The sequence below is a fragment of the Aquimarina amphilecti genome, from assembly GCF_900109375.1.
Lineage (GTDB): Bacteria > Bacteroidota > Bacteroidia > Flavobacteriales > Flavobacteriaceae > Aquimarina > Aquimarina amphilecti.
In genome coordinates this window covers 35,709-58,444 of the sequence record NZ_FOAB01000001.1, presented here as the reverse complement: position 1 = coordinate 58,444, position 22,736 = coordinate 35,709, and the positions used below count along the sequence as shown (strand labels likewise).

The following is a 22,736-nucleotide window of genomic DNA, read 5'->3' as shown; positions in this document are numbered from 1 at the left end:
CCATTACCAAAAAAAACAGATAAACTTCTAATGACCGAAGAATATTCAGATAAAGGAGTGCTACTTAAAAGAGAAATTATTGGAAATAAGTAAATGAAAAACATATTACCTTTAATACTATGTATTTTATTTCTTAGTAGTTATACAACAAAGATAAGTTCTCAAGAAATAAGCACAAATTTAAATAAAAAAAGTACTTCTTCAACTATAGAACAAGGTGCTGTTTTAAGGGACCAATCAGAAGTAGAGTATTTGTCAGAAATCATATTTATAAATAACAAATACCCATTACAAGGAGAAATAAATATTCTAAAACTTTTAATAAAAACACCTGATACTATCCAAAAACAGATAGATGATTGTGGAACTATTATCGATGATTCTGATGAAATATGGAAATACTTACACTGTGAAATTGAAGTATCAAAAACTGAATATGCATTCAGAGAAATAGATTTAAAATCTTCTAATTTTACCATTAAACATAAGAATGTTATTTTTTCAAAAAAATATACGCTGCTAAATTTTAAAGAAGATTTCCCGGTTTCCTTTATAAAAAATAAGAGTGAAGAAAAAAATGGAATAATTACAATCAACATGTTTTCACACCCTTTATCTGATGATCTTTATATATTTACATTTCGAAACGAAAAACTAGTAGAACTTCGTTATTTTTTTCCATGCTAATGTTTCATAACGAATCAGAAAGTAGTATTCAAGAAGAAAAACGATTATATCAATTCGAAAACAATCATCTAACAAGAGTTTATTGATCTTATGAAAAGATTTAAAACATTCATTTTGCTCATTTCTATCGTTACTGTAACCTTATCTTTTGGACAAGAGAAGTTTAATTATAAGTTTTTAAACGATTATTCTACTAAAGAAGTTCCACTAGAAGAAAAAACGAAATTAGATCATAACGCACCGACGAATCACATTACAGTAATTCAAAAAAAAGCACTTCATTTTGATAAAATCACAGAAGATTGGGAGCGATTAGATTGTGGTGTTCTTTATAGTATTGATCTATCCGAGAATTATAAAACTTGGGTTGTTTATTATTATTGGGGCGAAGAACTTCATACAACACTTGTAAATTATGATTTAGAATATAATTTTATCGATTCAGAAGAACTTGCATTGGATGAAAATGCAGAAGGATGGACTTTATCAGAAAGTACTATTACCCAACACCGTATTCACAGAATGGATGCATTATATATCGAACCAGAACAGATAGAGTACATAAATTTTATTTTTAAAGATACAGGTGAAATTGTAAGTGAAAAAGAATACTACAATGGAAACATCCCAGATACCTGTGTTCATTATTTTGATCCATTAGCGGTAAAATATGTACAAGCATTAAATGGGCTTAATATTAGAGATGAAAATGGAAACAAAATTGGTAAATTACTGTATGGAGAAAAAGTAAATATTATAAAATATACCAATAAAGAATTATCTGTAAATGATAATGGAAAAATAATAAATGGCTCTATAGTAGAAATATGTAATTATGAATCTGGTTACAACAAAAGAAGATATGTTTTTGATGGATACCTTGTTGATGATACCGCATTAAAACTATATAATACTCAATTATGTCCAAATATGCTTACAGAGGATGATAAAGACCCTTTTAATAAGGGAGAAAGGGTTTGTTTAGATGATATATACTCAATTATTTTAGAAAAACTACCCAATAGTATCCCTACTAATTTTATCACCAAAAATGATAACGTAATACTAGAAAAAGATAAAATAACACTACCACTGACTAATGGAAAGAAAAAAACATTCATAAATAACACAGAATACCTAGAGAGTACGGAATCTTACGAATATATCGGATTTTTAGAATCATTCGATTACCACTTAATAGAAGGCAGTTATTTTGAAGAAGGAGATTTCTTTTTTGTCGATCAAAATAATGGAGAAATAAAAACTAGGTTCCCAAATTACCCACATATTTCGCCAGACAAAAAGACTATAATTTGTTTTTATTTTAATCCGTATAATCATCGTTCTGAGTTTTTCATTTATACAATAGACAATAAGAATCAAATTACTTTAAAACGTATAATAGAAATAGTTTATTGGGGACAAAATATTAAAAATACTGAAATTCTCTGGACTTCTAATCTCTCTTTTCTAGTAAAAGCAACTCCTATAGCTACGATGTGGGAAAGCTCCGGAAATTATAATAAATCCTATCAGAACATACATATCAAGATACATAATTAAAAAACTTAATATAACATTTTATTCCAATAATCTTAGAGGTTCTAGTCTGTCCAAAATAGAATACCCGCTTCCCTTCCATAAATTTCTATCACACACCTACAAAACATTTTCTAATGTATAGGGGTAACAATTACACTATCGATTGTATATAAAGTAGAACGCACAAAACAAAGGGGGAAAACAACCCATTTTTGTGTAAGAAAACGTAAAAATAACGTTGCTAACTATAAGATTTTTAAAATTTTAAGTATTTTTATAAGAGAATAGCTAGGTACTATTTTTGATGGTTTATACACAATTCGAACATATATTCTTTCCCCAAATCGTTCGAGCTGTTAACTATGTCTATAAATGGTATACTAATAGTTGACTAAATAACGAGTTTTTTATTATTAGGACATTTTACAAAACTGGAAATAAGAAAAATCATGGCACTGCAATCAAACACACAAATTTTTATCGGAGGATCTCCAATAAAAGCGTATAAAAGGTTAATGCTACATCAAGAAATTGGCACGCACCACGTGTTAGAGCTTTTATGTCGAATGGATGTATTAGAAACTATCACTGGAGAAATTGCCTCAGAAAGCAAAAATTATCTTGGTGAAATTCTAACCGTAAAAGTATCCTCTTTAGATACTGTTAACGGATATAAAGAACTAGAGTTTAAAGGCATTGTTACATCCGTGAGTAATACTAAAGGATTTCATCAACAAAACGGTGATCTAGTTTCTATAAAAGCACATTCCTGCAGCATCATTACGGATGACGGTCCACATTATGATTCTCATAGTGATGTTGGGCTTTCCGAAATATTGAATAAGACTTTTCAAGGATATGATAAATCTAAACTCGAAACTAATATTAGTCCTCAAAATTCCGAAAGTCTTCATTATAGTGTTCAGCATAATGAAAGTGCCTTCAAATATGCAAGTAGATTAGCCGCACAGTATAGTGAATGGTTTTTTTATGATGGTAGCAAACTAATATTCGGAAAACCCGAAGATAAAGAGCCAACAGAATTAAATTATGGGCATGATTTACAAGAATTCTCTTTAAACCTCAACCCTACTCCTAATAATTTTAAATACTTCACCAACGACTATCTTACAGATGAGCAGCACGAAATGGCTACAGCTCAGGTAAATTCTGGTGTTAATGGTTTTAATGGTTTTACTAGTCAAAAAAGTGAGGCAATCTTTGCCAAAGAAACAAGCATCTATGTTAATTCATATTATGACCCTCAACTAAAAAAACGATTAGACAAACATGTTGAGCAGCAAAAGAAAGCCACTGAAGTAAGACAAGTTGAAATACAAGGAGTAAGTGACAATCCTGGTGTCAATCTTGGTCAAGTTGTCAAAATAAAAGGAGAAAACTCTGATTATGGAAGTTTTAGAATTATCAGTGTATCTCATAATTCTACAGAAAATGGAAAGTATCAAAATCGTTTTGTGGGAGTAACCGCTGATTTAGACGTCTACCCTAATACAAATATGATGGCATTTCCGAAAAGTGAATCTCAGGTAGCTACTGTAATGGATAATGCCGACCCAGAAGGGATGAGTAGAATAAAAGTTCAGTTTCCTTGGCAAAAAGCTACTGGAGAAGAAACCCCATGGCTTCGTGTTTTAACACCGCATGCTGGAGGTGGTAAAGGTTTTCAATTCACGCCCGAAAAAGACGAAGAAGTAATTGTAGGTTTTGAAGGAGGCAATGCAGAAAGACCATATGTAATGGGAGCTCTTTTTACCGGAGGGAGTAATGCAGGTGATTGGAAAAGCGAAAAGAATGATATCAAGGCGATTAAGACCAGAGGCGGTCATACACTATCCTTCTCTGATGAAGACGGAAAAGAAACCATTACGATAACTGACAAAAATGGAAATTCTATCATCTTAGACACTTCCAAAAAAGAAATAAACATCAGTGCTCCCGAAAAAATTAATTTTTCGTCTAAAGAAATTAATATTAATGCGTCGGAGACCGTAAATATTGATGGTACAAATAATGTAAATGTTAAATCCAAAGAAATACTTAACAACGGAAGTTCTAAAACCATCATTAAAAGTGCGGCTAAAGTTGAAATCACTGCAAAAAGTACGCAAATAGAAGGAAAAGCAGAATTAAAAATGTCAGGTAAAATGACAGATATCGATGGTACTGTTGCTACAAATGTAAAAGGAGGTTTATTAAATCTTAACTGTGGATAATTATCATGAACAATGAACATAATCCCATAGCGCAATTAATTACCACAATTCAACAAAAATGGATTGATGAGGTAAGTCCACATGACCATCTCCAATTGATTAGGTGGCTCATAAGACCTGATCAAGCTAGATTATATGAAGGTTTCTTACGACTAGAATCTACTCCTAACGGAGGAATTCCGGATGTTCCAATTGTATTACTTACGGCTTTTGAGAATAAAGAAACTCATAGTCAAAAACTAATACAAGATTGGATTGAAACATATAAAAAAGATGAAAAGTTACAGCAAGATCTGAAAGCAAAAGATCTGAAATTTAATTGGGAAGTTTCTGAATATGAAGCAAAACTCCAAAATAAAAATACGGATTACAATTTATTATTATTAGAAATGTTAAGCACTTTTCAGAAAGCCATGCCTAATCCGCAATTATCATTAGCATTATCACTTTACCCTTATTCAATAGAAAGTACAAAAGAATATGCCAAGTGGATTGACTTAATGATAACATTAGGTTTACCAGATAAAGTAAGACTTATGTTTTTTGACTATGTTGAAGAAAGGCACTTTGACGAACTTTCAAAAACACATCAGGGCATTTCAAAATCTTTGGCAGTTCCTATAGATTTACAAGGAGCCATCAATAAAATAGCGGCTGCTGGTGATCCTAATGATCCTGAAGTTCAATTTAGACAATGTATGATAGAAATGTCTAAAAGCGTTACTAAAAAAAACCTTCCACGACTTCATAATTGGGGTAAAAAAGGACTAATGGTTACCCAGAAGTCTGGAAGCAAATCAGCCTTTGCCACAGCTCACGTTATCTATGCAGGAATGCTTTTCAATTTCAAAGAATATCAAATTATTGAAGAGCTATTACAAAAAGGGATGGCAATCGCAAAACAAGGTTTATCAGGAGGTGATGATACTTGCAAGCCAATTATTGTGCAAAATTATGGGTATCAAGCGAGTTGTAAACAGTTACAAAAACAAAAAGATATAGCAGCTGATTTATTTTGTAAACAAGCGGAAATGTCTATTGAATATGGTTTTGGACCGCAAGCATTAACTGCATGGTGGTTGGGATACAATGTGATTAAAAAAAGAGACAAAAAAAGGTACACTAATATTGTTACTGAAGCCTACCAATACGGAGTTTCGTTAGCTCCAGAATTAATAAAATCGACCTGTTTGGCATACATAGCAGCAGATTATTACAATAGCTGCGAGAAAAACAGAAATAAAGAGGAGTGTGAATCTATAGATACGTTCATGAAAGAGATTGAAGGAGAACAATGGAGATTAACTGTAGAAACGCACCGTAAAGAAATGGAAAAAAAGAGTCTTTCAATTTTAAACTGGTTCTAGATATGTTATTAGCAAGTAAACACTTTACCCCTGTCATCGGAATTGATATACATATCATTATCGTTCCTCCAGGAGTACCGGTACCAATTCCGCACCCATATATCGGTATGGTAGTTGACCCAATGGATTATGTTCCGATTATTGGCTCTACCGTTAATGTAAATTGTGTTCCCAAAGGAAATAGTGGTACCGCAGGTATGATCGGTACTGTAATACACATTCCTATGGGTGGTCCATTTGCTATGGCGCCTATGATTGGTCATGATTCTATGAACTTTTTTGGCAGTACAAAAGTAAGTGCTGAAGATGCTTATTTTACTCCTGCTGGATATATGACAATGACTTGTAATGATATCGGAATGCCGTTGTCATTAACACCAGGAAAAAAGATGAAACCAATTCCTAGTTTATATCTACCATCATCAATGAGTGTTCCTTTACCAATGGGAAAACCTGTAAATGTAGGTGGACCATACGCTCCAGATTTGATGGGAATGCTAATGGCTCTTGTAATGTCATATGGTTTTGGAGCGCTAATGAAAGGAGCCGGAAAAGGACTAACCAAACTAAACCATAAAGTATTAAAAAAATTCCCTGCTACTGAAGGGCTTAGTAAAAAAATGTGTAAAATGGGATTCGAACCTGTCGACCTTATTACAGGTCGTATGGTATATGAAGGAGAAGATTTTAGCATTGCCGGACCTATACCAATCCGTTGGGAACGAAATTGGTATTCAGATTCTGGATATGAAGGAATGATGGGGCATGGAATGCATTGTAATTATGACCTAGCAATGTATATTGATTATGATGAAGATTCCATTGTAATGCGATTACCAGATGGAAGAATAACTTCTTTCCCTTTATTAGTTGTAGAAAATGAATCTTCTTATAACCGCACAGAGAAATTAACTTTAAGCTGTATTGATGCTAGCACTTATGAAATTATTGATCATCAATCTAAACAAACCTATACTTTTAAAAAATATACAGATACATTATACAAACCTACAAGACTACGAAACCCTGAAGGATTTGAAGTAAGGTTTATATACAATGCAGTATATCAATTAGAACAAATAATAGATACCGCTGGCAGACGAATTGATCTAGATCTGGATGAAGCTAGTAGAGTGACAAAAGTGACAGCAACGCATCAAGGAGTTACAAGAATATTAGTACAGTACACATATAATAAAGATGGAGATCTCATAGAAATCATCGACGCATTAGATCAAAAGACGATCATGGAATATGAGAATCATCTTATGGTCAAAAAAACAGATCGTAATGGACAAGCTTTCTATTGGAAATACGACGGAAAAAATACTGGAGCCAAATGTATTGAGACTTGGGGAGATCAAGGAATTCTTTCGGGGACTATAGAATATAACAAAGGATATAACGTAGTAACTAATTCGTTAGATCAAGAGAGTATCTATTACTTTAACAACCTAAATCTCTGTACTCAAGTAACCGACCCTAAAGGTGATCATATATTCCATGAATATACTCCGTATATGGAACCCTATCGAGATATTGATGAAGAAGGAAATATTACTGGATATGGTTATGATAATAGAGGAAATCTAACCGGATTACATCAGCCTGATGGTTCTGTAATTGGGTTTGTATATGACGAAAAAGACAGATTAGTACTTACCAAAGATCCTGCTGGTGGATCAGTAGTAAAATCCTTTGAAAATGATCGTCTACATGCTGTAATTGGATTAGATGGAGGTGTTACTTCCTTTGAATATAATGAGCAAGGATTGATCAATGAAGTAAGAGACAATGCAGGGAATAGGACTTTTCTAAATTATGATGAAGATCATAACCTAAATAAATTAACATTACCTAATAATGCAGAATCTACTTGGGAATATGACCCTTGGGGAAGATGTTTACATACCAAAAATTCTGAAGACCATCAACAACAATTCTTTTATGATGAATTAGACCGTATCTATCAAATACGACAAGCAGATAATAATCTTATTAAATTAAAGTATAATGCCTATGATGAGGTAATCCAGACCATAGATCAAAAGAAACGAGAAGTTAATTTTGACTACACTCCTATGGGAAGTCTCAAAATGAGAGAAGAAAATAGTAGAAAAGTTTACTTTAAATATGATACAGAAGAACAACTGAATACCATTACCAATGAGCATAATGAATACTATCGTTTTTCTAGAAATGAAAAAGGGGAAATTATTAGAGAAATTGGTTTTGATGGACTTACCCGAAAATATGATCGGGATCGAGCGGGAAAAGTATTAAAAGTAAATAGACCTGATGATAAATATACGGAGTACGAATATGATTTTAACGGTAGAATTACAAGAGCAGAATACAGCGATGGTACATGGGAAACCTATAGTTATGATCTTAACGGTAATTTGATTGAAGCTGTAAATGAAAATAGTCATGTGCAACTCATACGAGATACCGCAGGACGTATAATAGCCGAAAATCAAGATGGACACCTGGTAGAAAGTGAATACGACTCTTTAAGCAATCGAACTAACATTACAAGTAGTCTTGGAGCAAATATTGCAATTACCAGAACTAAACTTGGATTGATAGAAAAAATAAACGCTAATAATCTATCTCAATCTGAAGAATCAACGAAAGCTTGGAATGCACAATTTGCACACAATAGCTTAGGAATGGAAGTAGAAAGAATGCTTCCTGGTGGTATCATTAATCATATCGAATATGATCAAGCGGGCAGACCAATACAACACAAAGTAACGGCTGGAAATAAAGAAATGCGTCATCGGACCTATACCTGGAACGTAAATGATCGACTGACCAAAATGGTAGATCAATTAACCAATGGAACTGTAGCCTATAGCTATGACGAGTTCAATAATTTGGCAGGAGCACGATATGAAAACAAACAGTTTGACTATAAACTACCAGACGAAGTAGGTAATTTATACAGAACCGAGGGTAAAGGAGATCGAAAATATGGAACTGGAGGACAATTACTGGAAGCCAATGGAAATAAGTTTAAGTACGATGCCGAAGGAAATCTAATCACCAAAATCAGTGCCACTGGCACATTTGAATATTCTTGGTACGGCAACGGAATGCTACGATCAGTTACTGATCCAAAAAATAACACTATTGAATTTGAATACGACGCACTTGGTCGTCGTACCGCTAAGATCACGGATGTCAGCCTGAGCCTGTCGAAGGCCAATAAGCAAATAACAAGATTCGTCTGGGACGGCAACGTACCGCTCCATGAATGGAAATATGATCTCAATCAAAGACCCGAATTAGTAGTAGATGAATATGGTATGCTCAAAGAAAGTAAACCAGAGCCTATTGAAAATTTAGTTACTTGGGTATTTGATGAAGGCACCTTTAAACCTGCTGCTAAGATTACAGAAGAGGACTCCTACTCTATCATTACGGATTATCTAGGCACTCCTGTAGAAATGTATAATAGTAATGGTGAAAAAACCTGGCAAGTAGAGTATGATATTTATGGAAAAGTACGTAAGTTAGCTAAAGGTTCTTTGGAAGATTGTCCATTTAGATACCAAGGACAATATGAAGATATAGAAACAGGATTGTGCTATAATAGGTTTAGATATTATAGCCCGAATGAAGGAGTCTATATATCACAAGATCCTATAGGGATTAATAGTAGAGAATATAATTTATATAATTATGTTTCAGACACTAACTCAATAATCGATGTTTTTGGATTAGACTGGAATTACGTTTTGGAAGATTCAAATGGTAACGCATATTATCATGGTAGAGCATCTGACAATCAAAGTATGAAAGATGTAGGAAGGAGACATTCTAAAACTACAGGAACAGATGGAGCTAGATTCGGTGAAGGAGATACTTTGAAAAGAAAAACACCAGTTAAAACACCAAAGGATACGGTAAGAGGTGTTGAACAAAGGGGAGTTGCGGAAAATGATTTACTGGGTAGGAATAGTGATAAAGCTAGAGGAAATAAAATAAATGGTATGTCTGAAGCAAAACAGAAAAAGACTAAAGGTAAAAGAAGACTCAAAGCAGCTGATAAGCTATTAAATGGTAAAAAAGTAACTGAATTACCAACGTTAGATGAATTAAATTTTAAAGATTTAGGCTGTAAATAATTATGAATACTGATAAACTATTAGAAAAAGATATCGTAAGTCACGATGAATTAATAGAAGGAATTTTCGTAGAATATAAAAAGGCGGATAAAATAAAATACACATCTGCATTCTTATCGAGTTTGAGTTCAGATCATTTAAGTTTCAGAAGCGGTTTACCAGTTTTTGCAATACTGCAGTCATTTCCGAAACACAAATTCAAACTTGTAAAAAATCAAAAACCGTCACGAATATCACCTTGTGATTTTTGTTCTAGTTATGAACAAATTGAGCTGGATACTGAATTAGTGGAAGAGTCCTTTGAGGAAATAGGAGGATTAACAGGCTTTGATCTCTTAGACTATTTTTATTATCTTAAGAAAACGAATGAATTAAAAAGTATCAAACCTAAAAAAGAGGATTATAAAATATTTTTAGAAATATTAGAAATATTAGAAAATGCAAACAACAAGGATACTGTAAAAAAAGAGTTACAAAAAAAAATCTCTAAAATAAAAGGATTTAAATCTGATTCTGAACAAAGGCAGGCACTTCTAGAAACTTTAGGTTACTGCAGTATTTTAGAAACAGAAGAACATAAAGGTTTATTAAATCAATATACTAATTTGGCTATTGCTCCAACGAAAACTCATAGCTCTGATTGGAATTATCCGGTAGATTGGTGGTTAGGGAAAGATGGTATTAATAAAAAAGCTTTCAAGTTCTGGTTCGGAGATTATCCGGAATTAGAAAAATATTGTATCTAATAAACATGAATAACCTATTAGAATCTGTAAAAGATAAAGTAGGTTCTTTTTTAATAGATAAAGGATATACAAAAAGAGGTAAAAACGATTTTATTAGAAAAGAAAAACTTCATAAAAGAGAAGAAGTGATTTCTTTTTCCTCCAGAAAAGGAAGAGCTCCGCATACAGGTCAAACATATATAGGTATCACATCGGGTATTTATTATAAGGAAGTGAATTCTTTAGATAAAAAGATAATTCAGGATTTTCTAAATTCGTATCCTATAATTACTGGATCTATCAGTCACTTTAAAGATACGGATAACAACTTTATTTCAATCCCTATTAATAATTCGGATCAAGTAGAAAGTATTGCCAATGAAATTATTGAAAATATTAAAGATGGTGGTTTTAATTTATTCAACAAGTTTCCAACACTAGAAAGTATCTTAGATGGAATTGAAAAAAAACACGAATGGTTAAATGACTATCATAAGTTTATAAAAATAAGACGCCAGGTAAGAATCGCCGCAATGTCTCTTCTAATTAAGGACAAGGACACTGCAATACACTGGTTTAAAGAAAATTCACTAGCTTCTGAAAAATCAAAACAAGAAATCATTAAAAAAATGGAAACAAATTGGTAAATCTTATTAAAATTTATCTAATAAAAATTTCATTTCTTAATCCAATATTGATGTAGTATATTTAGAATTCTAATTGACCAACAATGAAAAATTTTAAAATCTATTACATCAATATTTTTTTTATTTGCTTTTCTTTTTCACTAATCGCTCAAGACACTACTACAGAATATATTGAAACCGAGGCTGTAATCCAGGAAATTAATTTCAAAGTTAGATCTAGGAGATCTTCTGCAACTGCCAAAGTTGCTTATAAAACTTTAGAAGGTGATAGTCTCACAAGTACCGTAAAGCTAATGCATATCCCGTTTATAGGTCCATTAGACAATGAAGGAGATACAATTAAAATTTTATACAATAAAGAAACACCACTCCTACTCACTACCAAAAGTAATTCCTTATGGCAATCTTATGGATTATATGTACTTATACTGATCGGAGTAATTATTATAATTTATAGATTTATAAAAAGACCTAAATAAGTACCTCTTTATATATCAATACTCCCATATTAATTATAAAAAAACAACAATTAAAACCTACAAAAAAGATTGTAATTCGATATAAAGCAGCGTAACGCTTCTTTATATAAATCATTTTTGTAACTTTAAAAAGCTAATCACCTACATTATTTATGGCATTTACGGGACAAGAGTTTGTTACTTTGACAGAAAAAACAATGCTTTATCTTATTATTATAGATAAAGAAGGAAATGTACATTATGCCAATAAACGTAGTGAAACACTATTTCAATTGCCTGGTGATCAGATAATAGGTATGTCTATTAGGGATTTTATTATTGATGAAGAAGAAAATAAATTCGAAGAAATCATATCTAAATGTTGTAATCTTAAATCCCCACAGAACTATACGTTTCGGTTTTCTCCAGCGTCCAATACTGGAATACTAACTCTAAAATTTGATTTCATTCTTTACAATGATCTTATTTATGCTTCTGGAATCGATATTACAGAAGAAAACAAAGAACACTATTCGCTTATTTCATTATCAAAATTGACCAAAACAGGTGCTTGGTATTACAATCCAATTAGTGAAGAAATGTTTTTTTCTAAAGAATGTTACAACTTACACGACTTAGAACCAGGAACTCCTATAACAATGGAAAAGGCAATAAGTTATTACCGCCCAGAATCGAGACCAAAAATTTGGAAGTTTCTTGAGGATTTAATCAATAAAAAACCTACTGATTATACAGAAAAAATAGTTACAGAAAAGGGTACAGAAAAATGGATCAGAGTTTTAGGAGAACCTATTATTCATAATGACAAAGTAGTTTTTATTAATGGTAGTTTTGCTGATATAACGGAACGATATAACTATTTAGAAAAAGTAAAATACAATGAAGAAACCAAACGTCTAGCTCTAAAAGGCATACGTTCTGGTTTATTTGATCATCATTTTGATATTAATGCCACTTACTACAGTACGGATTTTAAGAAAATGCTTGGATTACCGTTAGATAAAGATTTCATATCCACCGATTTATTAAAGAAATTAATTCATCCGGATGACCTAGATGATTCTATTAAACGTCATATTAAAGGTCTAAAAAAAGAAGGTCATCATTATTTTAATCATTACAGAATAAAAAATAAAAAGGGTGATTATAGATATTATGAAATCTACGGATATCGAAAAAAGGATAAAAATAACAAAACTACCAGGATGATTGGTAACCTTATCGATGTGCACCAAAGAAAATTAAATGAGCATACGATAGCAGAAAATCATAGTAGGTTATTAGCCATGATTAATAATGGTTTTGCTTATACGGTTTTACTAAATACTTCTGGAGAAATATTGATGGCAGATCAAGATTCTTTAAAAATAATAAAAAGAGATTTTAATGTGGATCCCACCACGGAACCTACACTTTTTATAGAAGTAATGCCACTAAATTTTAAAACCTCATTTTTTCATGAATTCAATGAAGCTCTAAAAGGACATACAGTCAAAAAAGAAATAGAGAGAACTACTTACAAAGGGGCTTTGCAATGGTTAGAATCAAAATATACTCCTATTAAAGACGAGGAAAATAACGTTAATTCAATTCTAGTTAGTTTTCATGATATTACTGAACAAAAGACTGCGGAAATAGCTAGAAAAGAAGCGCATATAAAAGAACAAGAACTAAGTAACCTAAAATCAAATATACTATCAAATTTTAGTCATGAAATACGGACTCCTCTTAATGGTATTGTTACCATAAGCAATATTTTATTATCTGGTGAAGAAAATCCAGAAGAACGTGAAAAACTAAGTGCTTATTTAGATGAAAGTAAAGAAAGACTTCTTGCCACTATAAACAATCTATCGCATTTTAGTGAAATAGAAACGATTCAAAAAAATCTAAACTATGTAGAGGCTGACATGAATTACACTATAGAGACGTCTTACAGAGAATATCGCCATTTTGCGAATTCAAAAAAATTAAAATATGTTCTAAAACTTGATGAAGATTGTCCATCAGCTTTAATTGATGAAGATATTTTTCGAACGGCTATAAATAATATCATTCACAATTCCATTAAATATACAGATGAGGGAAAGGTTTTAGTAAAAGTAAAAGGAGAGAAAGAAAAGATAAAAATTACTATAAAAGATTCTGGTATTGGAATTGGAAAAGATAGTTTAAAGAAAATATTTGATCCATTTATTCAGGAAAGCATAGGCCTTAGTCGAAAATATGAAGGGACAGGAATTGGTCTAAGCTTATCCAAAAGATACATTGAAATCCTTGGAGGAAAAATTGAAGTTATTAGCAAATTGAATCAAGGAACAAAATTCATTATTACAATCCCAAAAAATATATGAATATACTTTACGTAGAGGATAATAAAATAAATGCCATGGTTATGAATAGGATGCTTTCTAAAAATGCATCGAAAGTGATGATTGCAGAAAATGGTCCAACTGCTTTAGAAATGGTAAAAAAATCCACGCTAGATTTAATTCTCGTAGACATAAACCTCGGTCTAAATCAGATGGATGGGTGCGAATTATTAAAACGTTTCAAGAAATTAGACATGTTAGAAAACATTCCTATATATGCCGTAACCGCTTACGCTATGCCGGGTGATGCTCAAAAATTTATTAAAATTGGCTTTGATAAATATTTCTCTAAGCCCGTTAATTTTGACAAACTTTTATCCGCTATTTCAAAAGTCAAACAAAAAATTAATTAAAAAAAAACGAACGCTAAAAGAGCGTTCGTTTCATATATAATAATTAATTATTACTTTCTGTTATTGTTGTTCATAATCAGAATCCCAATCAGTCCCATCATCTCCTTTTTGACCATCCATTTTAATCATAAAGTTTTTTGCTGGGAAATAAGGTTTCATATGTATATCTAAATATACTCTATCCTTTTGATTTGGATCTTGTTCAAAACGCTTAATCGAAAAATCTTCAATTAATTGATCTGGACCAGTAATTTCATCCAAAAACTTAACAATCTGTCCCATTAACTCTTTACGGGTTCTTGCATTAAAGTTTTCAAAAGCTCTTCTATTCAAAAAGTCCATTAATACCTTGGTAACATAATCAAATACCCTAACTACAGAATACGTTTGTAGACCTAAATTATCACCATTAAATAATGTTTTAGCAGAAAAAGCCATTACTTTTCCATACTCATTAACCATAGGCACCAATCCAAGCTTTTCTAACTGAGCGATTTCACTTTTCTTTAAGTCAAATCTAACGCCATCAACTTCATTAATACCACCATGTTTCTTACCTGCAGCAACCTGTGACATTAATGTTCTATATACCTGTCCAGCTAATGCACTAGATGGAGGTACAAAAAGATCATCTTCTTCTCCTACTTCATCATGCTTCCCTCTTCCTACTAACCAGTTACAAGCCATCATAACATTAGACCTATACTTATCTCCACCTGTAAGATTAGCAGCTTCAAACATTTCCATTACATCATCTGGCTCATCAAGATGCTCAAAATCAGTAATCATCATTACCTTATTTTCATGTGCTATCTTAGCCCATTTCTCTACTACTTTATTAGACCCTAAATAACCTGGTATAACCAAAATACCATAATTATCTCTTAAATCAAGACGATCATATCCTTGAACCAGTTCTTCCTGAATAGCATCAATAAATCTAGTATTATCAAGATCTTTCAACTGCTCCAATTCGGCATTCATGATATTGATATTTTTAACTTTCTGAGACTCTGTATTCTTAAAAAATAAGGCTACCGATCTATATGATTGTTCTAGTTCCCTAGTTTGCTCTAAAGCTGCTCCTAGGTTTTTTTCCAAAGATTTACCCGCAATTTCAGAACGCTTTTCCGATTCTTCAACCATTTCAGAAATATCCTCCGAAGATGATAAAACTTCACTCCAAATCTCTAATGTTTTTTGAAGTTTTGCTCTCTCTAATTTTTTAGTTGATTCGGTAAGAAAAATCTTTTTACGAGCCTTACGATCAGGATTCATATTCTGAACGTCATCTATACACGCTTCTAAAAGATCAAAACCGCCATATCTAGCTAATTTTTCTTCGTTTATTTTTAATTCCTTTGCTGGATTCTCTATTTTAACACTCTCTTGAGCTTGTTTTCCTGCTGCCATGTGATTTATGTGTCTTTATCTTTTAACCTTGCTGTAATTCTGCTAATAATGATTGAATTGATCTTATCAATGCCTGTTTCGCATCTGGATCTGCTAAAGCACTTTTTAAGATCTTATTGGATTTAAGTTGTTTAACTACCTTTAAATACTGGTCCTTTTCAGTATCTAAATCATTTAAAAACTTACTCTGGTTTATGATACCTTTTTTTCCGAAATTACCTAAATGACTGAATTTCAAAGTTTCTTTACTCTCTACTCCATCCGCATCTTCAAACTCTACCTCTACCTCAGGCTTATAATTTTCAAATACATGATCAATAGATGTCAAACCGTTTACAATTTGCGGCTTAATAGGCTGATCTTGGGTTAATTTCTGAACAAGAAGTGTTTTATTTTGTCCGATTTCCAATATAGCTTCACTAGCATCGGTTTTTACCTCTGTTCCTCCTAATCCATATGTGTTATTGCTCATATTTTCTCTAAATAATGATTGTGAATTATAAATATACTAATTTTATTGCAGGATACGGTTCTTTATTCGTAGGACCATTCCATTTTTTCATCTTTTACATCGAGACCCACCTTGCTACCTTTACCTATCTTACCCGTAATCAGCATTTTAGACAAAGGGCCTCTTAAGTCAGTTCTAATAACTCCTCGTAACGGTCTCGCACCATATTTGGGGGTAAATCCCTTATAAGCCAAATATTCCTGTGCAGCTTCAGTTAATTCTAATGTAACCTCTTGCTTATTAAGAGCTTTATGCAAGTCCTTTAATTGAATATTAAAAATCTTTACTACATTCTCTTTTGTTATTGGAGCAAAAGGAACTATCTCTGTTAATCTCCCTAAAAACTCAGGCCTGAAATTTCTGGACATCAGCTCTAACAAATCCGATGACTTAGGAATCTCACCATCAGTAAATGATTTCACTACATGTTCACTACCTATATTAGATGTGAATAAGATAACAGCATTAGAAAAATCTCCTGTTTTACCTAATCTATCATTCAACTTTCCTTCATCCAAAATTTGAAGGAAAATATCAAAAACAGATGGATGTGCTTTTTCAATTTCATCAAACAGTACAATAGAATATGGTTTTTGTCTTATTTTATTCACTAATAATCCTCCTTCTTCATACCCTACATATCCAGGAGGTGCTCCATATAATAATGCTGCCGAATGCTCTTCCTTAAATTCCGACATATCAAATCTAATGATCGCATCTTCTGTTTGAAACAAGAATTCTGCCAATGATTTTGCTAACTCCGTTTTACCTGTACCTGTAGGACCTGTAAAAAAGAAAGAACCGGTTGGTAAGCCAGGTTTACTTAAACCAGATCTAGATTCCAAAACAGCTTCAGAAATAGTTTTAATTGCATGGTCTTGGCCAATCACTCTTTTCTTAAGGTGATCCTCCATGTTGAGTAACCTTTCTTTTTCATCTGCCTGAAGTTTTCCTACTGGAATTCCTGTTTTATTTGCTATTGTAGCAGAAACATCATTTTTATCAATAAAAGTTTTCTCCTCTGAGGCTTTCTTAAAAAACTGATCCAAAATGGTAACAATCTTCGTCTTATAAGTATCAAAAGTCTCTTCTCCCAGAACCATTTCATCCTCTCCTAGTTCATTGAATAATAAATAACTAAATTTACTTTTTAGATTATTATATATCCAACTTACAGCAGTAATTTTATCGGTTTCTTCGGATTTCTTTTCACCTATTTCCTTTACATCCTTCAATAATGCCTCTACATTATTTGCAGTTGTTTCTATCATATACCTAGAAGCTGACATTGTTCTATCTATAAGATCTATAGCAGCATCAGGAAGACTTCTATCTTTATTAAAACGCTTAGAAAGCCTTATTGCCTCGGCGATTGTTTCATCTATAATATCTAGACTATGGTGTTCTTTATACTTATCGATAGTATTAGAAATCATGGTAAGTGCATCTTCTTCTGATGGCTCATCTAAAGCAACAATCTCAAATCTTCTAGCAAGCCCTTCATCCGTTTCGATATGTTTTCTAAAAGCGTCATTCGTAGCTGTCGCAATGAAGGTAACCTCCCCTTTAGCTAATTCAGATTTTAGAATATTTACCAATCCTTGGTTGCCACTGTTTTTATCTGTTAAATTATTAATCTCATCAATTAACAAAACAGGTTTATCGAATTCTTTTAAAGCAACTAAAATCTTTTTGAAACGGTCTTCTACCTCACTTTTATAACTTGCCCCAGAAACGAGATTGATAAAATCTAACTCATAAATTTGAGCATCTTTTAATCCATCAGGAACATTCCCGTTTACTACTGCCTCCGAAAAACCATCCAAAAGCACTGTTTTACCAACACCAGGTTCTCCAGTTATCAATACATTGGGTTTCGAATGTCTTCCTAAAATCTCAGTAATCATCTTTACTTCAGCATCTCTTCCAAAAACATCATCTAATTGTTTATTTTTAGCTGCAAAAGTTTTGTCAAAACAATATTCTTCTAATATCCCAGAATCTCCTTTTTGCCCTTTAGAAGTTGTTACTCCTCCTTTTGTAGAAACCGATTTTCCGCTACCAGTTTTACCTTGGGTTGCTGCAATTAAAATTTCATCTGCTTTAAGCGGTAATGTTTTTAACTGCTCATAAGAAAACCCTACACCTGGAGTGCATAATGCAATTAAAACTGCATGTGGGGTAATCTCATCTTTACCTAATTTAAGTTTAAGAGTGTCTGCTTCGTTAAATACCGCTTCTATCGACTTATCGCCCTGGACAGCATCAGGAATATTCACTACTCTTGGTAACGCCTCTATTCTAACTTCTGACCATTCTTCATAATAATATATATCGCCATCAATCTGATTAAAAAAATCTTTTAATCCTACATCTTTATGCAAAAGAGCTTTTAATAGATGTGCAGCATTGTACTCATCATTATGATACTCTTTAGCAATTGATTGTGCTATGTGAATTGCATTATCAACCTTTGATGATAACGTATAATCTAGTATTTGCATGAAGTTGGTTTTTCGTAAAGTAAATAAATAACCGAATAATTAGCAAAAAATTATCAAATTGCTCAAAATAAAATTTCATTTTGATACTATTTGAGTAGTTTTTCCCTTAAAAAAACGATAAATACTTTAGCTAAACCAAAAATATAGTTAAATATCGAATATCTCTACCTCGTATTTGGGTAAAAGAAGCCCCCTGTTTTCAGGTAATTATTTCAAAGATATTAACGGATTTGAGTAAATTTAATTCCGAGGTTTTTTTCTAAATCCCTAATTACCTTTAGTTCTTGTTTTACTATGAATGCTAATGACAACCCTGTTTTTCCTGCTCTAGCAGTCCTACCACTTCTATGTGTATAATATTCTATTTGATCTGGTAATTGATAATGAACAACAAATGCTAAATCAGCTACATCTATTCCTCTAGCAGCTACATCGGTAGACACAAGTAATTCCATAGTGCCCTTCTTAAACGCTCGCATTACTTTATCTCTATCTTTTTGAGTCATATCCCCTTCTAACAAACCAACTTCGTAGTTTTTCGCTATCAACTGTTTTGATAGCTTACGAGCTGCAGCTTTAGTTTTAGTGAAAATAATTCCTCTTTGATTCTTATTAGATTTAAGAAAATATGTAAGCGTATCTAGTTTATTAACTTCTTCTCCAACTACAAAATGATGATCAATACCTTTATTAACAGCATCATTTTTATCAATTGATACTCTTACGGCATTCTTATCAACATAGGAATTAATAATTTCATTGAGCGCAGACGGCATAGTAGCAGAAAAAAGCCATACGTTTCTATATCCTTTAGTTTTACTTAGTATAGTAGTAAGATCCTTTTTGAATCCCATACTTAACATCTCATCAGCCTCGTCTAATACAATAGTTTTGATTTTAGAAATATCGACAGCTTTCCTTTCAATTAAATCTATTAATCTTCCTGGAGTTGCAACAATAATATGAGTAGGCCTCTTTAATCTAGATAATTGAATTTCTATTTTTTCTCCACCATATACCGATTCTGTAAAAATTTTATCAGTATACTTCGTGTATTTAAAAAGTTGTTTCGCAATTTGTTGCCCCAACTCTCTTGTAGGAGCCAAAATTAAGGCTTGAACTTCCTTTTTTTGGGAATCAATTGTAGTTAATAAAGGAATACCGAAAGCAGCAGTTTTACCAGTACCTGTTTGAGCTTTACCAATAAAATCAACTCTATTATTGATAAGCACTGGTATTGATTGCTCTTGAATCTTTGTAGGGTTAATAATCCCCATTTCTTTAAGACCTTTATTGAGGTCCTTGGGAACACCTAGTTCTGAAAATTTCATCCTTTATTTTTTTATGATGCAAAAATAGATGAATAAATTCATTGCCCAACAAAATAGGTCAATACATCGAATAAATTAATTAAAATTTTAGCAAGAGATTTTCATAAAATAATCAAATAGTTGCCTTTTCAATGTCAATCCCTTTTTATGAAAATGGGATTTATCCATACAAAAACCTCCAGAACAGTTAAAGTCTGTTCCTTCATCTGAAGTAATAATATCAATTAACGCTATATCTTCTGAATGTAGAACTTCGTGGTTAGCGTGATTATGATTAGCATTTTCAAAAACACATTCGTAAGAAAAAACTTTCTTATCATGCGTGATTTCATTTTCATGAGGAATGGAAAAGTCAAAAGTTGTCATATCACTATTAAATTGGATAATAGTTTCTTTTAATATATCTTCCTGTGCCTGTATATTAAAAGAACACAATACAAAAACAAATAATAAAGCGGGGCGTAATAGTTTAGTCATATGTATATCTTTTGGCTTATTAACACAAGTTCAAATTTAATTCAATACCAAAATTAAATATCGATAATTTGAACAGTATTATTTTAAAACATCGGCAAAATACACATAAACAAGATTAAGTGCAAATATTTTTGCACTTTTAACACTATTTACGACTGATTAAGACTACAACAAGAAAGCTAAAACCGTAAATCGAAGCTTTTGAGACTAAAATAGAGTAGCTTCATCAGATGCATGACTGGGCAAATGAAGTCTTGCATTTAGCTCCTTATTCATCAACTCAATGAAAAATCTAGAAAGCAATGGAGATTCTTTTTCTATATTTTGATGAACAAAAAAATGAATATCTTCAATCCCTTGATCTTTCCAGAATCTTAATCTAGTCGCCCATTCTTCTAATCGCGTATAATCTGTTTCATGATTTGCCCCTACATACCTAATAAAAGCTTCTTTATTAGTAAGTCTCATATGCAACAAATCCCTTCTTCCTGCGGAATCTGTAATTATATTAGCGACATTAGAGTTTTCTAGCAAGTCATACAATTCATTAGCGACTACTTTGTCATTAAACCAATCTGTATGTCTAAACTCTATAGCTAACGATAATTCTTTTGGCCATTTCTCTACAAAACGTACAACTCTATCAAAATATTTAGGAGCAAAATTGCTATGCATCTGTAAAAAAATCGTCCCTAACTTTTCTTTTAAATGAATCGCATTAGCTACATATTGATCAACATAGGGCTGCACATCTTCATTCAGTCTTTTAAGATGGGATATATTCTGCACAAGTTTTGGGAAAAACTTAAACCCTTCAGGTGTTTTATCATACCACTTTTTAAACTGATCTTCAGAAAATATTCTATAAAAAGTAGCATTTAATTCAATACAATTAAATTGTCTCGAATAATAATGTAATTCATCTTTTGTTCCTCTCGGATAAAATCCTTTCAAATCTTGCTTATTCCATTTAGCACATCCTACATAAATTGATATATCTTTTTTATCTTCTTCTTTAAGAACTTTTAAAGTATCTGGATGATCCTTTGGTAGGAGAAAGTTTATAGCTTCTGGATGTTCTACTTTACCAAATTTCATAATATTTATTTAAAATTTTCACTATAAATAGTGTAACAAAAATAGGATTCGAATGACTAACTTTACAGTAACAACAATAAAAATTTAACGATGAATATTTTAAAATCACTAATTGTAGCATTAATAATAGCAATTATCGCTCCTACGCAAGCGCAAACTGCTGATGAAATTATAGATACATATCTTGAAAATACAGGAGGTAAAGAAAACTGGAAAAAACTTACTGGAACTAAAATGGTAGCACAAGTAAACCAAGGAGGAATGGTGATACCTGTAACTATATATTCTGGAAATAAGGGTGAGCAAGCCGTAGTAATTGAATTACAAGGTAAAACAATGACTCAGTTTGCTTTTGACGGCGAAACAATGTGGTCAACAAACTTTATGACCATGAAGGCAGAAAAGAGTGACAAGGAAACTACGGATAATATGAAATTATCTTCTAATGATTTCCCTAATCCTTTTATAGATTACAAAGAAAAAGGATACACTGTAGAATACTTAGGAAAAGAAACTAAAGAAGGTGCTGAAACTTTCAAAGTACAGTTAACTATGGAACCTGTATCTGTAAATGGAGTAGAATCTCCAAGTATTAGTTACTACTACTTCGAAACTGAAAATTATGTGCCTATTCTGATTGAAACAACTCAAGGAGACAATAAAACTTCAATCACTATGAGTGATTATCAAGAAGTAGATGGCCTTTACTTTCCTTTCTCTATGTCGCAAGGTCCACAACCTATTGAGATAAAAGAAATTGTATTAAATCCAGAAATAGAAGCTGGTCTATTTGCTTTTCCAGCGGAGAAATAAGAAACATATTATTATAAAAAAAGCCTCATAAAAGTTTGAGGCTTTTTTTA

The 22,736-nt window shown here is 32.1% G+C and carries 17 protein-coding genes; 11 read left to right on the top strand and 6 right to left on the bottom strand.

Features of this window, described 5'->3' with window-relative positions; all coding sequences use genetic code 11:
- The first annotated feature begins 93 nt into the window (after positions 1-93).
- The 10 genes from BMY33_RS00255 to BMY33_RS00210 all read left to right on the top strand — a co-directional run bounded on the left by BMY33_RS00255 (position 94) and on the right by BMY33_RS00210 (position 14,539).
- On the top strand, positions 94-687 hold the full coding sequence (locus BMY33_RS00255; protein ID WP_091403878.1) for a hypothetical protein: 594 nt from the start codon (positions 94-96) through the stop codon (positions 685-687).
- A 114-nt stretch (positions 688-801) separates the two neighbouring features.
- Positions 802-2,250: an SH3 domain-containing protein gene (locus BMY33_RS00250; RefSeq protein WP_170836969.1), complete on the top strand. Its 1,449-nt coding sequence runs from the start codon at positions 802-804 to the stop codon at positions 2,248-2,250.
- Positions 2,251-2,678: 428 nt separating this feature from the next.
- Positions 2,679-4,463: a type VI secretion system Vgr family protein gene (locus BMY33_RS00245; RefSeq protein WP_091403872.1), complete on the top strand. Its 1,785-nt coding sequence runs from the start codon at positions 2,679-2,681 to the stop codon at positions 4,461-4,463.
- A 5-nt stretch (positions 4,464-4,468) separates the two neighbouring features.
- On the top strand, positions 4,469-5,830 hold the full coding sequence (locus tag BMY33_RS00240) for a hypothetical protein (RefSeq protein ID WP_091403869.1): 1,362 nt from the start codon (positions 4,469-4,471) through the stop codon (positions 5,828-5,830).
- A 2-nt stretch (positions 5,831-5,832) separates the two neighbouring features.
- A complete protein-coding gene (locus BMY33_RS00235) occupies positions 5,833-9,963 on the top strand; it encodes a DUF6531 domain-containing protein (protein WP_091403866.1) in 4,131 nt (1,376 codons plus the stop codon).
- A gap of 2 nt (positions 9,964-9,965) precedes the next feature.
- Complete coding sequence (locus BMY33_RS00230) at positions 9,966-10,709, top strand: hypothetical protein (protein WP_091403862.1); 744 nt, start codon at positions 9,966-9,968, stop codon at positions 10,707-10,709.
- Positions 10,710-10,714: 5 nt separating this feature from the next.
- Positions 10,715-11,335, top strand: coding sequence for a hypothetical protein (locus BMY33_RS00225; protein WP_091403859.1), 621 nt, complete (start codon positions 10,715-10,717; stop codon positions 11,333-11,335).
- Positions 11,336-11,418: 83 nt separating this feature from the next.
- Positions 11,419-11,814: a hypothetical protein gene (locus BMY33_RS00220; protein WP_091403856.1), complete on the top strand. Its 396-nt coding sequence runs from the start codon at positions 11,419-11,421 to the stop codon at positions 11,812-11,814.
- 152 nt (positions 11,815-11,966) lie between these two features.
- Complete coding sequence (locus tag BMY33_RS00215; protein ID WP_091403851.1) at positions 11,967-14,168, top strand: PAS domain-containing sensor histidine kinase; 2,202 nt, start codon at positions 11,967-11,969, stop codon at positions 14,166-14,168.
- Positions 14,165-14,539, top strand: coding sequence for a response regulator (locus tag BMY33_RS00210; protein ID WP_091403845.1), 375 nt, complete (start codon positions 14,165-14,167; stop codon positions 14,537-14,539). The genes BMY33_RS00215 and BMY33_RS00210 overlap by 4 nt, the downstream gene beginning before the upstream one ends.
- Positions 14,540-14,599: 60 nt before the next feature.
- Here BMY33_RS00210 and BMY33_RS00205 read toward each other — a convergent pair whose 3' ends face one another.
- The 6 genes from BMY33_RS00205 to BMY33_RS00180 form a co-directional block, all read right to left on the bottom strand.
- Positions 14,600-15,952 carry a DUF5458 family protein gene (locus BMY33_RS00205; RefSeq protein ID WP_091403839.1) on the bottom strand — a complete coding sequence of 451 codons (1,353 nt, stop codon included), beginning with the start codon at positions 15,950-15,952 and terminating at the stop codon, positions 14,600-14,602.
- A 22-nt stretch (positions 15,953-15,974) separates the two neighbouring features.
- A complete protein-coding gene (locus tag BMY33_RS00200) occupies positions 15,975-16,424 on the bottom strand; it encodes a hypothetical protein (protein ID WP_091403834.1) in 450 nt (149 codons plus the stop codon).
- A gap of 62 nt (positions 16,425-16,486) precedes the next feature.
- Positions 16,487-18,967 carry an ATP-dependent Clp protease ATP-binding subunit gene (locus BMY33_RS00195; RefSeq protein WP_170836968.1) on the bottom strand — a complete coding sequence of 827 codons (2,481 nt, stop codon included), beginning with the start codon at positions 18,965-18,967 and terminating at the stop codon, positions 16,487-16,489.
- Between the two features lie 221 nt (positions 18,968-19,188).
- Positions 19,189-20,298: a DEAD/DEAH box helicase gene (locus BMY33_RS00190; RefSeq protein ID WP_091403828.1), complete on the bottom strand. Its 1,110-nt coding sequence runs from the start codon at positions 20,296-20,298 to the stop codon at positions 19,189-19,191.
- A gap of 87 nt (positions 20,299-20,385) precedes the next feature.
- Positions 20,386-20,775, bottom strand: coding sequence for a hypothetical protein (locus BMY33_RS00185; RefSeq protein WP_091403825.1), 390 nt, complete (start codon positions 20,773-20,775; stop codon positions 20,386-20,388).
- 207 nt (positions 20,776-20,982) lie between these two features.
- The gene (locus tag BMY33_RS00180; protein WP_091403822.1) at positions 20,983-21,873 is read right to left on the bottom strand and encodes a DUF72 domain-containing protein; all 891 of its coding nucleotides are present in this window, start codon (positions 21,871-21,873) and stop codon (positions 20,983-20,985) included.
- 90 nt (positions 21,874-21,963) lie between these two features.
- Between BMY33_RS00180 and BMY33_RS00175 the strand changes: the two genes are divergently transcribed.
- On the top strand, positions 21,964-22,686 hold the full coding sequence (locus tag BMY33_RS00175; RefSeq protein WP_091403817.1) for a LolA-like protein: 723 nt from the start codon (positions 21,964-21,966) through the stop codon (positions 22,684-22,686).
- Positions 22,687-22,736 lie beyond the last annotated feature (50 nt).